This is a genomic window from Brevibacillus sp. RS1.1, assembly GCF_013284365.1.
GTDB lineage: Bacteria > Bacillota > Bacilli > Brevibacillales > Brevibacillaceae > Brevibacillus > Brevibacillus brevis_D.
The window spans coordinates 432,646-447,674 of record NZ_JABSVA010000004.1 but is presented as its reverse complement, the minus strand read 5'-3'; the positions used below and the strand labels follow the sequence as shown (position 1 = coordinate 447,674).

Below are 15,029 nucleotides of genomic sequence, written 5' to 3'. Positions count from 1 at the left end.
TGGCAGATGCTTCGCAAAATCACAACGGTTGGAATGTACGGCTTGGCCGTTCTCTGGTTGTTTCCTTTGCTCTGGGCGGTCTGGACTTCCTTTCGCCCGAGGGAGCTGGCGACTTCGTGGTCGTTCAGTACAGATTTTACACTCGATAACTTTGCGAAGGTGTGGGACGCAGCACCCTTTGATCAGTACTACATCAATACCTTTTTGATCGTGACCGGTATTTTGGTGGCGCAAATGATTACGGCTACACTGGCAGCCTATGCCTTTGCGAAGCTGCAATTTTGGGGAAAGGATGTGTTGTTTGTCCTGTTCCTGGTCCAGCTCATGGTCCCGGCGGATATTTTGATTTTCCCCAACTATAACGTCCTGCGTGACTTGTCTTTGCTGGATACCAAAATCGGCATAATGCTGCCGTACTTCGCTTCGGCCTTCGGGGTCTTTCTGTTGCGACAAACCTTCAAGACAATCCCGAACGAGCTGGAGGAGGCGGCACGGATGGAAGGCTGCTCCTGGTTCCAGATTTTGTGGCGGGTGTACGTTCCACTAGCGAAGCCGACCTACATTGCTTTTGGTTTGGTCTCGGTGAGCTACCATTGGAACAACTTCATGTGGCCGCTGATTATTACGAATTCCGTGGAAAATCGTCCATTGACGGTCGGTCTGGCGATTTTTGCCCAATCGTTTGAGACGGGGGCGCAGTGGGCCGAGGTAAGTGCAGCAACGGTCATGGTGATTTTTCCGTTGTTGCTGGCATTTTTGTTGTTCCAGCGGCAGTTTATCAACAGCTTCATCCACTCCGGCGTGAAATAAGAGGGAGGGTCATGAATCATGAGAGACAAAGGCTCGTTTGCCGTATCCACCTATGCGTTATTTGATCTGTCCTTGCGTGATGCGATTGTTCAGCTTTTGCAAAAAGACTGGAAGGGCATCGAGATTATGTGTGAAGAGAATCATGTCGACCTCTTGGACTGGTCCTGGGAGCAGCTGAAAGAGTTGAAGCAACAGGGAAACGAGAGAGGGATTGCCTGGTCGATTCATGCGCCGATTAGTGGCTGCAATCTGGCGGCGGATGCAGGACCAACCCGGGATCAAACGTTGGACACGATGAAGCGCTGCCTAGAGATTGCCAGCTTTCTCGACTGCACGCACGTCGTGATGCATGCAGGGGAGGTAGAAGATCGACTCGCGGAAACAGAGCGTGCCAGAGGTGTGGAAAATGTGAGTCAGGCACTCCACGTGTTGACCTCCGAGCTGTCCGCAGAGAGTAGAACCATACTGACGGTCGAGAATGTACCCCCTTATCCAAAAGTGCTAGGGTGGAACGTCGAGGATCTCGTGCGTATATGCCGTCATGTAAACTCCTCTCGCGTGGGGATCGTGTACGACGTGGGCCATGCCCATTTGATTCGTCCGGGGTATGCGATCGATGCCTTGCAGAAGGTGCTTCCTTATTTGTCCGCTCTGCACCTGAGTGATAACTTTGGCAAGCTCGACGATCATTTGGCAGTAGGGGAAGGAACGATCCCGTTCGAGCCTATCCTGTCTCTTTTAAAAGACAATGGCTTTGCGGGTCATTGGGTTGTAGAGACAAAGCAGCTTGGCTGCGCAGAGGTAAGTGTAGAACGGCTACTGAGGGCAGGAGGCAAATAACATGGACATGCAAACGATTTTGAAAACGAATCCGGTTATTGCAGCAACCGAACAGGATCGCTTGGGAGAGGCGATGGCGTCTAGAGCTTGCGCGATCCTTTTGATGTACGGAAAGCTGACCAAGCTGATGGAGGAAGCCGAAACCATCCGTCAGTCGAGCAAGCCGATTTTTTTGCACACAGACCTCATGAATGGCTTGTCCAATGACAAGGAGGCTTTTCGTTTTTTGTCCACCTATATCCAACCAACAGGCATTGTCACTACCAAAGGTCCAATGATTCGCGCGGCCAAAAAGGAAGGGATGCTGACGATCCAGCGAGTCTTTTTGATCGATTCGACCTCTCTCACGACGACTATCAAAAACGTCTTGGAAAACCAGCCGGATGCGATTGAAATCATGCCGGGGATAGCGCCGTCTATTATTTCGTATATCAAGGAGCATTTGTCGCAGCCGATTATATTGGGCGGGTTGATTTGGAATATGGAACAGGTCAACGAAGCGTTGAAGGGTGGCGCAGATGCTGTTTCGTTGAGTAAGTCGGAGATGTGGAACCATATGACTGTTTAGGGGAATTGGCAGGTGTGAATGCACCTGTCTTTTTTCTGTGAAAAACGTCTCGGTGTTTTTCATAAAGGTGGATGCGACCGCTTGCGGTCAACAAAACGGTCATGACCGTTTTGTATGTAATAAATCTTACGCCCTTCCGCCTACCATTTTATCTGGTTTGCCATCCATCCATGTTTCTTACAGATATGTGTCCATATGCCTACATGATTGGTAATCAAGCCCGAGTAATTTTATAATGTAGGTAACAAAATTCTACGATGAAGAAAATAGCAGCGAAGTGACACCCTTCAGCGTGAAAAGAGGGTAATATGGAACCAATTCAACTGATGGAAGCGGCAGAGCAATTTATCCGGACATGCTATCGTGAACTGGACAAGACGACGGACGAAACCGAGCAACGGCTGCAAGAAGTACGACAGCTGATTCACCAGCAGGGATACTATGAGCATACGGCCGAGGAGCTTCGTCACGGAGCGAAAATGGCCTGGCGCAACAGCAATCGATGTATTGGGCGATTCTTTTGGGAATCGTTAGTGGTGATAGATGAGCGGCATGTCGAAACAGAAGAGGAGATGGCGCAGGCCATGCTCCGGCACATCGACTTTGCCACCAATGGCGGGAAAATACGCCCGACCATCACCGTTTTTGCACCTGCTGTAGTAGGCAGAGCTCCCATGCGTATCTGGAATGACCAACTGATTCGCTACGCGGGATACGAGACAGAGTACGGCATACTGGGTGACCCGATTTCGCTTTCGTTGACGAAGCTATGTGAGAGCCTGGGATGGCAAGGGAAAGGCACAAACTACGACGTTTTGCCGCTTGTCGTGCAAATTGGAGATCGGACTCCCCAGTTTTTTGAGATTCCTCAGGAGCTGGTCTTGGAGGTGCCGATCGTACATCCCGATTTGCCGGGCTTTGCTGATATGGAATTGCAATGGTACGGGGTTCCTATTGTTTCGAATATGCGCATGGAGATTGGCGGTATCGACTATTTGGCTGCGCCATTTAACGGCTGGTACATGGGAACGGAGATCGGTGCGCGCAATTTCGCCGACCAAGAGCGATATAACATGCTGCCAAAGGTCGCAGAGGTCATAGGGCTCGATACGAGCAGGGAAGTGACACTTTGGAGAGATAAAGCACTTATCGAGCTGAACGTAGCCGTCCTGCATTCCTTCAAGGAAAAAGGAGTATCGATTGTCGATCACCATACGGCAAGCCAGCAATTCAAACGATTTGAGGAAAGAGAAGAGAAATGTGGTCGACCCGTTACGGGTGACTGGACATGGCTGGTTCCACCGATCTCGGGTACAGCTTCACACATTTTCCATAGTCTGTACGACAACACAATCCATACGCCGAATTTCTTTTACCAGGACAAGCCGGAGCTCGGCAAAAAATAAGGTCTTCAAATGTCGCGAACATGCTTCGCGGCATTTTTTTGCGTGCGATGTCACATACAGGGTGTTATGGTGCGTTATACCAGTTGGAAGGAGGGAGAGAGTGGACACGAAACAGATAGAAGAACTCGTGGATGAGATCATTCAGGGAGCGGATGACCGCTACGCTATCATTATGAAAAGCTACCAAACGCCGATATTTCACTACTGCTATCACATCTTGGGGAATCGATGCGAAGCGGAAGATGCCACACAGGAGGTCTTCTTCAAGGCTTATCGCAACTTGAAAAAATACAGTCCAATTATGCCGTTCGCAGCTTGGCTTTATAAAATAGCCTATCACCACTGCATCGATCTCATCAGAAAAAGGAAATGGACAAAATTGTTGCCATTTTTGATGCAGGACAAAGAGTCTCAATCAGACATCGAGCGGCATATTGAAAATGTTTATTTCAGTGAGGATGTATTTCTTGCCATGCAGACACTCTCGGTAGAGGAAAGAACGCTTCTCTTGCTGCGAGGCGTGGAAGAAAAGACGTACGAGGAAATTTCCTTGATCATGAACAAAAACGCTGCGAGTCTGCGCAAAAAATTCGAGCGTACTGCATCGAAGTTCCGATCCGCTTATTCTCCTTTAGGGAAGGGAGGGTCAGCTCACGATGAGTCGAAACAAATCGCACGAGAGTATTAAGGACCTGTTTAACGACCCGCGCATCCCGCAGGAGATTGATATTAGCCATCAAGTAATGACAAAAATCAAACGAGAGAAGGAGAGATTTTTTGTGAAGTATAAGGTGAGCATTTTGGTTGCAATCGGATTAATCGCAAGTATTTCGTCGGGGTATGCTGCTGTTCAATTCTATCAGTTGAAGAGCCCGCAAGGTGAGGTGCTGTATCAAGAGAAAGATGTAAAAGAATCAGGCGCCAAAACAGTAAAAGAGCCAGATCAAGAAATGGATGCCTTCTTAAATAAACGTTGGGAAATCGAGGATAATATGGAGCCAGGAACTGCCGCAGCTGTCTACATCGTTCCTCACAATCCTCAAAAACAAATCGTGACGATGACGGCTCCATTTGATTATAAGACTTTGGCTGATGTTAAACAGAAAGTGGGAGATCAGATATTCTTGCCAGAAACTTTACCAGGACGCCATGCTTTTTTGGATGCCCGACTCGAGTTTGGCATCAAGAACGAATATGACAAAACTACTTTGTATCAACAGGCGGAAAAAGAGAACAAAGAATACGTCATGCAGCCGTTGGCGTGGACAAATGAATTGGAGTATCTGTATACGACATATCAATCTGGAGAAAGCTATATTAATTTGAACATCACAAATTATGAGGGAGTAGAAGGAAGTACAACCTATGTAGCCAATCTGGATCAACAGAAAAAAGAGGTAGTCAAAGTAGGACAAATCGAGGTGCTCTATTCAGAGGAAGCCAAAAAAGACCGGACTGACAAGAGCATCATGTGGGTGATGGAGTACGCTGGCAAGAAGATGCAGTACGAAGTAGTCGCGACTGGGGATGTATTGACCAAAGGAAACATCAGCGAGTTTGTAAATGCCATGATGCCGAAAAAATAAAGCTACCAATGTCGCGAACATGCTTCGCGGCATTTTTTTATGCCGGATTGTAAAGGGTATCACGGACCATGCTATGGGAAACCCGTATGTTAAAGGGAAGCTGGATGGTATCGAAAGCGTGGGCGACGGAACATCGCTAGAAAAAGTACTGGCGATGAGCCCTGATTTATGAGAAGACAAGGCGGATGAGCGGATTGCCGAATGGGACAAGAAAATAGCTGAGGCAAAACCTAAGGTACAAGCAGCGGTAGGAGATAAAACCGTTTCGATTCTGCAGCCATACGCTAAGGGGATCTATGCGTTTGGGCACAACTTCGGAAGGGGTGGAGACATCCTTTACATCCGGAGGGTGTATACAGTACAAACGTTTGGAAAGGCTTGTCGACAGTAAAAAATAACAACGTAGAAGAAAAACCCCCGAAACACATGTAGCAAGTATGCTCTGCTACAAGTATTCGGGGGTAATTTATTTAGCGGTTGTAATAGCTGCTAAGAGCCGGGAGCAGACCCAATGGATTTTTCCGCAAGTCCTTGGCACTAAAGAAAATGCTGCCTTGAACCTGAGGAACCATCGCGTTGAAATTCAACTGGTTGATAATCTCCTGGGCACTCTGCCAGCCAGCTTCGGCCGTTCCCAGCTTGTATGGCGAATGACCGATGTAGAGCTTGACGTTCGTGCCTTGTACTTCGTTTGCCCACCAAGTAACGAGCTTGTCGTATTGGGCAGGGGCGAAGGAAAAGCTCCAATAAATTTGCGGAGTCACATAATCAATCCAGCCTTGTTGAATCCACGTGCGCACATCGGCAAACATGTGGTCATAAGCAGTAACGCCAGCTTTTGTATCGGAGCCGGTCGGATCGACGTTGCTGTTGCGCCATACACCGAATGGACTGATCCCGAACTGAACGTGAGGCTTGACGCTCTTGATAGACTGATTCATTTGTTGAACAAACTGATTGATATTATCGCGGCGCCAGTCTGCTTTGGACACGATTTTTTTGCTGTTGTAAGCCTTGAATGCTGCATCGTCTGCAAAGGCGACATTGGAAGGATAGAAATAATCATCCAAATGGACACCATCGATGTCATAGCGTTGTACGACTTCCATTACTTCATTAATAATTTGCTGACGTGCCGCCGGAACACCCGGATTGATGTACAGCTTTTTGTTGGCATTCACAATCCAGTCAGGATGCTGCTTGATCACGTGATTCGCTGGCAATTGGTCTGTTTTTGCATCTGTAGTGGCACGGAACGGGTTGAACCAAGCATGGAATTGCATCCCGCGTCTATGCGTTTCTTGTACCATAAAGGCAAGCGGGTCGTAGCCAGGATCTTTCCCTGGAGTTCCCGTCAAAAATCTCGACCATGGAGTGAGTGTAGAAGGATACAGTGCATCTCCAGATGGGCGAACTTGCACGAAAGCAGCGTTCATTCCCATGGCTTGCAGCTCATCGAGCAGCTGTATGTATTCTTGTTGCTGCTTTGCTGGATTTCCGTATGAACCGGAAGAAGGCCAGTCCAAGTTGTAGACTGTAGATATCCATACCCCGCGCAAATTTCCATTTGTTACGACAGGTATGCCTGGTTCCATCGCGCCGTTTTCACTCAATATATCCTGTGGTGGCGGAGTCATGGTAGCGACGTTGCCGCTTTGCAGGCGAATGGTTCTTGTTTTGTCTTCCCAGTTTACCGCAAGGCCCAACTGCTCAGAGACAAAACGCAGCGGAACCATAATTCTCCCTTGTTTGTTCTGAACGGAAGCATCGAGTGGGATGCTGTTGTTGTTCACGCGAGCGTTCTTTTGATTAACCGTCAGCGACAACAAGGTATCTTGCTTACTGATCGTTGCGGTTTGAGACTTTGGCTCCCAATTTACTTCGGCTCCCAGATTTTCACCGATCACCCGCATTGGAACCATCGTTACATCTGCTTTTGGAACAATGTACGGAGCGACGTCACTTTTGATTTGTTGCCCGTCCAAATAGATGCTGATGCCAGAGGATGTCTGCGCAGCCTGCACGGATATCCCCATCGTTGGAATACATAGTACGAACATTAGCAAAAGCATAAACCACTTGCGTACCTTCATTTTTGCCAATCCTCCGACAAGTATAGATTTGCTTACTACATTAGCCAATTCGTTAGACGCTTTATTATATCGCTTTGTTACGCTCAAGTGGGAAGATTATTGTAACGATTCGCTCCATTTCGGTGAAAAATGATGAGACTCATCGAAGCAAGGGAACCTCCCAAGCTTCACTGGCATAGGCAAAAGCATATGTTGTTTTCCTTCTGGTCATGGGACAAAAGAGAGGGAAAGGAGTGCAAGCATGAGTTCTTTTCTTGCGCCAAAGGCACCGATTGTTTTTGTTCCGGGGCTGTTTGGGTCGATGAGTGATCAAATTATTCCGGGTACTGGTGACTGGGGCTTCGGGTTTGCTCGAACGGCTTACGAGCCATTTATCCGTTTGCTTGGAAAAATGGGTTACCCCCTCAATGAACAATTGTTTGTAGCTTTTTATGATTGGCGAAGGCAGATCGATATTTCAGCCGAGCGCTTTTTACTGCCTGTCATCGAGCGAGCGAAGCAAACGACTGGTGCCCCTTGTGTCAATCTCATTTGCCATAGCATGGGGGGCCTTGTTGCTAGAGCCTATGTCCAGGGTGAATTTTATCAAAACGATGTGGATCAGCTGCTCATTTTTGCGACTCCTAACGCAGGATCGCCTGTTGCCTACAGCTATTGGGCGGGAGGGAAGCTGCCGCGCTCCGTTTCTGGCAAAAGAAATGTCGTGGAGCTATACATGAGTGTATATCTGGCCTATTTGGAGCAAAGCATCCCTTTTCATCGCATACAAGCTATTCACAGACACTTTCCCAGTCTCCTTGACCTTACTCCGTCAGCAGCATATGGCGATTATTTGTTGGAGAAAAAACAGGGAGTAGAAGCCTTTGTGCCTTATGAACAGATGGTCGTGAAAAATCAATACATGGACAATTTGAACGCAACGATGGGGATTATCACAGCCCGCAATATTCGCGTCACGCTGGTAGCTGGCATCGGACATGAAACGATTCATTACCTGCGAACAGTCCCTTCGCTATCTCCCGATAAATGGGTCGATGGAAGAGTAGTGGGCTCGATCAATAGTGATGCTGGGGATGGGAGTGTCATGGCGAACAGTGTATTTGCACTAGAAGGGGAGCGTTATTACGTAGAGGCTACACATTTGGAGATTTTGTATAAAAGTGAACCGCTTCTCCGGCAATTGCTAGAGTAGAGGAAAAAAGAGGACCAAGCCGGGAAGATCCCTGGACTCGGTCCTTTCTTTAGATGAACTATGCCTTCTTATTTCTGCGATACATGATCGAAATACCGATCAAGATCGAAACGATACCTGCAACGATAGGGAGTGGGTTCGCTTGCTCGCCAGTTTGAGGCAATACTTTACCTGTTGATGGAGATTCGTTGCTGGTTTCCAGGACGTTGGCGTTATTAGCAGCTCCCGAATCGTTCGGTTTGGTCGTATTTCCTGTTTGATTCAACTCTCCTGAAGTGTTGTTGTTTGCATCAGGAGTGCCAGGTTGATCCGAGTTACCAGGTTGGTCTGGGTTTTCGGATTGGTCTGGGTTACCAGGCTGGTCTGGGTTACCAGGTTGGTCTGGGTTTCCAGGTTGGTCTGGGTTACCAGGTTGGTCTGGTTTGCCAGGTTGATCCGGTTTGCCAGGTTTACCTGGTTTGTCTGGTTTATCCGGTTTGTCTGGTCTATCCGGCTTCTCTGGCTTCTCTGGCTTCTCTGGTTTTTCCGGTTCGGGCTCTGGTTTTGGTTCTGGTTCAGGCTCTGGCTTCGGCTCTGGCTTTTCGGGCTCCGGTTCAGGTTTTGGCTCAGGAGTTCCGCCTCCACCGCCACCACCGCCGCCGCCTCCACCACCGGAGGTCGCGTCATTTTCGACAGTGACCAACACATGGTCGCCAGCTACTTGGTTTCTTTTAATCTCGAATTCGATTGGCTTGCTGCTTTTTACATAACCAGCAGGTGCTTTCGTCTCGATAAACTCATATTTTCCCGGATTCAGTCCTTCGACAATCAGCTCTCCGTTGCCATCTGTTGTCAGCTTGGTAAGCTCCTGACCATTCATATCTTTGGCTACCTGACCATTTTCATCTCGGAGCGTAAATTCAGCTCCTTTGAGCTTATGATTTGGGTATCCCGTTCTTACCTTGGTCAGTTTCACAGACCCTGGGTTCAATCTGTTGGTCAACGTAAGAGAGGCAATGCCTTCCTCTGTCACTTCGAATTTCAGTGGTTCAGCAAGCTCATAATCAGCAAGGGCTTTTGTTTCCACGAGCTGGTAGAATCCTGCTTTCAGGTTTTCGAGGAGAAGGATACCGTTCTTATCCGTTGTGAGTCCACTTTGCAGTACTTTCCCGTCAGCATCTTGAAGCTCAAAGGTTACGCCAGGAAGTGGCTCTTTGGTGTAGTGGTCCACTTTCAACAATTGAACGGACCCGATATTTTTGGCGTTCTTTTTCGCAAGGGTTACAATTTCTGTCTGGTTGGAGGCGATTTTGAATGAAATCGGAGTCGCATCCAGCTTGTATCCCTTCGGAGCTTTCGTTTCGACTAGCTGATAGTTTCCTTCTGCCAGATCGCCTTTGGAGATTTTTCCGTCAGAGACGGTTGTCAGCTCCGCGATCGTTTCGAATGCTCCGCCCTTTTCAACCTGCAGATTGAAGACAGCGCCTTCCAGTGCTTTTCCAGCATTCTCCGCGTCAACTTTGGTTAACTCAAATCCTTGACGGAGCAGCTTGTTGTCGATGGTTATTTCGATCGTAACTGGAATAGCAGGGTCAGCACCTGCAGGAGCTTTTAACGTAATGTCTTTTCCGTTTCTGTACTCGTCTGCGATGACGTAGCCAACAGGAGCGGATAATTCTTTTAACTTGTACGCTTTAAATTTGTAGCCTTTGAAGGTAGCAATGCCATTTTCATCGGTCACGACTGTTTCCAGCAAGGTTTTCCCTGCCTTGTCGTACAGACCAAACGTGGCGCCTGCCAATGCTTTTTTCGTATCTGCGTCTGTTTTAATGATTTTCAAGTCGCCTTTACCAGGCGTGCCGGCTCCGCCACCAGCACCGGACAAGCTGACTTTGACACCTTCTTGCCCGTCTTTACCTTTACCTACAACTGTTTTCCCTGCAAAAGAGGCTTCGTTTTTGATTACCTCTCCATGATCAGCATTGATAAAGGAGCGGTACTCCAGGATGTAGGCAGTGTGCAGGTCGTTTTTAAAAGTCAGTTTAAAGGTGTTGCCGACTACTTCTAATGTGTAGTTCTCAGAGGTCACTTCTTTTCCGATAGTCAGGGCACCGGATTCAGAGACAGTTGTCGTAAAGAGCTTGAAGGAGTCTTTCATCAGAATTTGATTGCCAGACAGCGTATCGGTCAATGCAGCACCTGCCGAAATGTATGACTGGCTCGGATTGATTTTTACTGTCCATGTTGCATACTCTGAATCTGCTCCTGTACCTTGTGCGCCTGTTTTGAGGACGTACTGCCCACCGTATGTCGGTCTGACGGTCGTCTTGCCTTTATAGAGTGGAGTGCCAGTTATGTCACTATCATGCATAGTGGCATTGTTTTCGTACACTTCTCCGACAGGCAGATCAGCCAAACTGGTTGTGTACGTGATGCGATAGGCCGAGTCGATCTCGCCAAGATGCAGCTCAAAACCGTTGGTTAATGAGTCGAATTTGATAGGAACAACTGGTCCTTCGACCACTTTCACACCGTCTGCTCCACCTGTAAGCAGCAACTTATGCACGCGTAACGAGTCCTTCACAAAAGTTTGTTCTCCGGTATAAAAATCCCGAATGATCGCGTTGTTAATCTTGTGAAGGTTATAGTTCACATCGATTGTCCACGTGATTTCTTTTGTGCGGGCGTCGTATTTACCTGTTTTGTTGCCGTTATTGCTGGTGTAGCTGTCTGGTTTAACAGTAGCGGATTTCGTGATAGGGTCTTGTGGTTTCCCGTTTTCCTTCCAGTTCAGTTCAGCCTTGTTTTTGTACGCGGATGGACGGTCCTTGGAAGTAGGATCGAACTTCGTCAGGTACGTAATCACAAGGGCGTTTGTGACTGGTTTGTGGAAGGTGATCTTGAATCCATCCTCGAACTTTGGATTCGGAGAGATGGTGTAGTCTTTGTCAGGACCTTCTTCCAAATCCTTTGTCCAATCGTTGATTTTTACTTTGTCAGGAAGAAGAGTCAGCCCTTGACCCGCATAACTGTCAGTAATGACGACTTCATCCATCACCTGATTGTCCTCGTTTAGACTCAGCGTCCATTCGATCGTTTTATTCAGGTAATCAACTTTTTCTTTTTTGGCGTTTTTCCAGAAGATTGCTTGCGTGATCTCTTTGGATGCATCTTTTTTGGTTCCGTCGTAGATCTCTACTTCATTTTTCACGAGGTAGCTGTCTTGGTGGACCCGATTTTTAGCTTTGGTTTTGTAGGTGATTTCGTAAGCAGCCGATACGTCATGATCAAACTCCAAGCGGAAGCCGGTAGCCGACTCGGTTACGTTGTACCCTGTGATGGCAGCCCCGTCTTTTGTTCCGTTTCCGTTGTCGTCGATGGTCATTTTATGAACGGTAAAAGAATAATTCACGAGCTCTTGATGACTGGTATCAAAGCGATCCTCGAGCCATGCATCACCTTGCTTGATCAGTTTTTCATTGTAGTTGTACTGAATAGCCCAGGTGATCGTCTGTTTGGTGTAATCATAGTCAATCGCTTTTTTGTTCAGAGGCTGGCTAAATCGGACAGAGACATTTGCGGAATCGATTAAATCCTTTGGAAGGTTCGTTCCTGTGACAGTGGCTTTATTCGTGTAGGTTGTATCTGTCGTACCGTTGACGTTGGTCTTGTACGTGACGCGATAAACACCGTCGATGTCGCCAAAGTTCATTTTGAACCCATTTCCTTCTGTCAATTTCTCAGGAGTGAAGGTAGTTACCTCAGCCTTTGGTTTAACAGAGCCATTCAACTGAACGTCTAATGGAAAGACCTTAATCGAGCTCATGTCGATATCCAGACCGCTTGGAAGCTCATCCGTAAAGACAGCGCCTTTAATCGGATTTTCACCTAAGTTAAAATCGACGGTCCAGTCGAGATAGCTAGGATTCATTCCCTTGTTTGCTTTTCCGTTCTTCTCGATTTCATTGTTGTTTTTGCCTTTGAAATGGACAGAAATCGGGGCGATGCCATCGAATTTGAAATCGATTTCCTGTCTCGTGCCGCCCTCAAACTTTTTCTCATCGAATTCCCGCCACACAAAGAATGTTCCGTCATTGATCTCAGCGCCATCATTGATGGCATCACTGAAAGTGAAGGTGACGGTGCCATCGGTTGTCACTTCATAGGTACCGTAGCCTCCGTTCAGATCTCCGGTCAAAACGCGATCGGTTCGAAACTTATCTGGGAGGGGGAAGGTAAAGGTGGCACCTTCTAAGTAAGGATGTCCGGCAGGGATTTTCCAGGTGAAATCAACTTGAACACGCGAGCCCTGATCGGGGCGGATGTCTTCAATGTTGTTTCCGTCTTTGTCCTTCATGACTACGCTGGTGATGATGTTGTCTTTGATGATGTTGTCTTCAGGGTCTGGAACTGGTACCGGAACCTCTGGTAGAGGAACTGGTGGTTCAACAGGTGGCGTAGTCGGAGTTCCTGTACCTGGATCGGTAGGGGTTCCTGTACCCGGATCGGTAGGAGTTCCTGTACCTGGATCGGTAGGGGTTCCTGTACCCGGATCGGTAGGGGTCCCTGTACCTGGATCGGTAGGAGTTCCTGTACCCGGATCGGTAGGAGTCCCTGTGCCCGGATCGGTAGGAGTCCCTGTGCCCGGATCGGTAGGGTTACCTGTGCCCGGATCAGTAGGGTTACCTGTGCCCGGATCAGTAGGGTTGCCCGTTCCCGGATCGGTAGGAGTTCCAGTGCCCGGATCGGTAGGGTTGCCCGTTCCTGGATCGGTAGGAGTTCCAGTGCCCGGATCAGTAGGGTTGCCCGTTCCCGGATCGGTAGGAGTTCCAGTGCCCGGATCAGTAGGGTTGCCCGTTCCCGGCTCCCCACTATTCTCTACGACAACCTCACCTTGTGTTTGGGCATACGTGGTTGTCGTGAAACCGAAAAAGTTTTGGATGATGAGCAAAAGTGCCACCACAACGATCCAAGATTTCCTTTGCATATGCTCCTCCTGTACTAAATAAAACTAGCTCATTCCGTCTTTCAGTAGGACGTGTTAGGGCTGAGATGAAGTCGTTTGTTTCCATTCAGCTTGAACGATCAGTCTGTCCTTTGGATCCTTTGCTCCAACAGGGGTGCATGTGACTAAGGTGATCAATGGCTTCTTTTGATCCTCTAGAACTTCTACTTGTGTACGATCTACGATAAAGGCTTTCACGACAACGAATTGGTAGGTTGCCGTTTTCGTCTTGATCTCAATCTCATCGTTAGGTGCTAGTTCGTCCAAGCGATTGAATTGCTTACCGTGAGTAATCCCGCGATGACCTGCCAGTCCAACATTGTTCACGCCGAATTCCTTGTCTGGCTCGATCAGGCCAACACCTTTACTCAAGGCATGCTTGTCCGCGCCTTCAAAAATCATCATTTCCAGATCAATTTTGGGAATCCGAATCACGCCTCTGGCACCTTCCAACATAGCGAGCGGCCCTTGTATCTGAGGAGCTGGTGGGTCCACAGATGTAGCTGTTTCTATTTGCTCGCTGACGTTGCTCAGTTGTTCGAACGCTTCGATGAGCTGTTCCTGCTTTTGTGCAGATACCGCCGTTTCCCATTGAGGATAGAAAAGGAGGAATAAGCCTGCCAGGATAAACCCGGCACTTAACAGCACTCGCACATTCTTCAACTCCCTTTTCGCACCGTTAACTCAATTCATCTTTCCCCCCTTGTCCCAATTTTTCGTTAACTATGTTCGGCAAGGGCATCCTTCGTTGTACAAGTCTTGCTAGTCGAGAACAACAGATTCACCCGCTGTTCCAATTGTGAAAAAATGCCTAGAGGTATCATAATCTTTCGAACTATACAATTTCTGAACATGAAAAAAGCCAGAGGAGAAAGAATCTCTTTTCTGGCTTTTTTGGTCTTTATTCTATGGTTAATAGGCGACGCTTTTCGAAACAAATCCAACTAAAGCCTTCCCATTTGCATCAACGGTGGAGCCGTAATACCAATCTCCACGTTCACCGACTACTTGAACAAGTGCATCTTTGATAGCGTAGCCCCTGCCTGGACTTTCTGTGGAAGGGGTCGAGAAGAAGTAGCCTTTCTCTCCTTGAATTTTGACAGTCTTAGGAGTAGTCGGTGTATACGAAGTGACCACTGTTTTGGAAATGTAGCCTTGATCCATGGCAATAAATTCCGACTGTGTACCGGATGCTTTGATTTCAAAGCCATACCAAAGGGTTGCAGCAATGACAGAGTCAAGGGATGGAGCAGAATAAACGGTAGCATTGTCTACAGCTACAATTGTTTTCGAAGGGAGTATGTTTGGTTGTGTACGGGGGGCCACTGGTTTTGGAGGGGCCGATTTTTTTACTTGGCTGTTGGAAGAACCACCGCCACCGTTGTGATAGTGATATTCCCCATATTGTAATCCCCATTTTTCACAGTTTGTTCTACAGGTGTGTCCACCATTTGCATCTGTTCTGCCTGGATGCGCCTCAATTATTTGAACAGGGAAAAAAGCAAAGCAAAGAATGAGTGCAAGTACAGAAAAAATCTTTTTCATAGACA

General features: G+C 47.8%; 11 protein-coding genes. 7 read left to right on the top strand and 4 right to left on the bottom strand.

Translation table 11 applies throughout. From position 1 onward, the window contains the following. The first annotated feature begins 6 nt into the window (after positions 1-6). The 6 genes from HP570_RS16340 (at position 7) to HP570_RS16315 (ending at position 5,210) form a co-directional block, all read left to right on the top strand. On the top strand, positions 7-810 hold the full coding sequence (locus tag HP570_RS16340) for a carbohydrate ABC transporter permease (protein ID WP_016739540.1): 804 nt from the start codon (positions 7-9) through the stop codon (positions 808-810). An 18-nt stretch (positions 811-828) separates the two neighbouring features. After that, on the top strand, positions 829-1,650 hold the full coding sequence (locus HP570_RS16335; RefSeq protein WP_064200155.1) for a sugar phosphate isomerase/epimerase family protein: 822 nt from the start codon (positions 829-831) through the stop codon (positions 1,648-1,650). A gap of 1 nt (position 1,651) precedes the next feature. After that, positions 1,652-2,218 carry a glycerol-3-phosphate responsive antiterminator gene (locus HP570_RS16330; RefSeq protein WP_173626393.1) on the top strand — a complete coding sequence of 189 codons (567 nt, stop codon included), beginning with the start codon at positions 1,652-1,654 and terminating at the stop codon, positions 2,216-2,218. A 308-nt stretch (positions 2,219-2,526) separates the two neighbouring features. Continuing rightward, positions 2,527-3,624: a nitric oxide synthase oxygenase gene (locus HP570_RS16325; protein ID WP_173626392.1), complete on the top strand. Its 1,098-nt coding sequence runs from the start codon at positions 2,527-2,529 to the stop codon at positions 3,622-3,624. A 100-nt stretch (positions 3,625-3,724) separates the two neighbouring features. Further along, positions 3,725-4,312: an RNA polymerase sigma factor gene (locus HP570_RS16320; protein WP_015893889.1), complete on the top strand. Its 588-nt coding sequence runs from the start codon at positions 3,725-3,727 to the stop codon at positions 4,310-4,312. Further along, positions 4,281-5,210, top strand: a complete 930-nt coding sequence (locus tag HP570_RS16315) for a hypothetical protein (protein ID WP_254456987.1) — start codon at positions 4,281-4,283, stop codon at positions 5,208-5,210. Before HP570_RS16320 ends, HP570_RS16315 begins: the two co-directional genes overlap by 32 nt. Before the next feature lie 470 nt (positions 5,211-5,680). Here the strand turns inward: HP570_RS16315 and HP570_RS16310 are convergent, their stop codons facing one another. Further along, the gene (locus HP570_RS16310; RefSeq protein WP_173626391.1) at positions 5,681-7,303 is read right to left on the bottom strand and encodes a family 10 glycosylhydrolase; all 1,623 of its coding nucleotides are present in this window, start codon (positions 7,301-7,303) and stop codon (positions 5,681-5,683) included. A gap of 241 nt (positions 7,304-7,544) precedes the next feature. Here HP570_RS16310 and HP570_RS16305 point away from each other — a divergent pair, with 241 nt between their 5' ends. Then, positions 7,545-8,495 (top strand): lipase/acyltransferase domain-containing protein, encoded by a 951-nt coding sequence (locus tag HP570_RS16305; RefSeq protein ID WP_173626390.1) that lies wholly within the window; start codon positions 7,545-7,547, stop codon positions 8,493-8,495. 58 nt (positions 8,496-8,553) lie between these two features. Here the strand turns inward: HP570_RS16305 and HP570_RS16300 are convergent, their stop codons facing one another. The 3 genes from HP570_RS16300 to HP570_RS16290 all read right to left on the bottom strand — a co-directional run bounded on the left by HP570_RS16300 (position 8,554) and on the right by HP570_RS16290 (position 15,024). Beyond that, positions 8,554-13,461 (bottom strand): collagen binding domain-containing protein, encoded by a 4,908-nt coding sequence (locus tag HP570_RS16300; protein ID WP_173626389.1) that lies wholly within the window; start codon positions 13,459-13,461, stop codon positions 8,554-8,556. Between the two features lie 54 nt (positions 13,462-13,515). Beyond that, complete coding sequence (locus HP570_RS16295) at positions 13,516-14,133, bottom strand: class D sortase (RefSeq protein ID WP_173626388.1); 618 nt, start codon at positions 14,131-14,133, stop codon at positions 13,516-13,518. Between the two features lie 258 nt (positions 14,134-14,391). Beyond that, positions 14,392-15,024: a YHYH domain-containing protein gene (locus HP570_RS16290; RefSeq protein WP_173626387.1), complete on the bottom strand. Its 633-nt coding sequence runs from the start codon at positions 15,022-15,024 to the stop codon at positions 14,392-14,394. Positions 15,025-15,029: the final 5 nt, after the last annotated feature.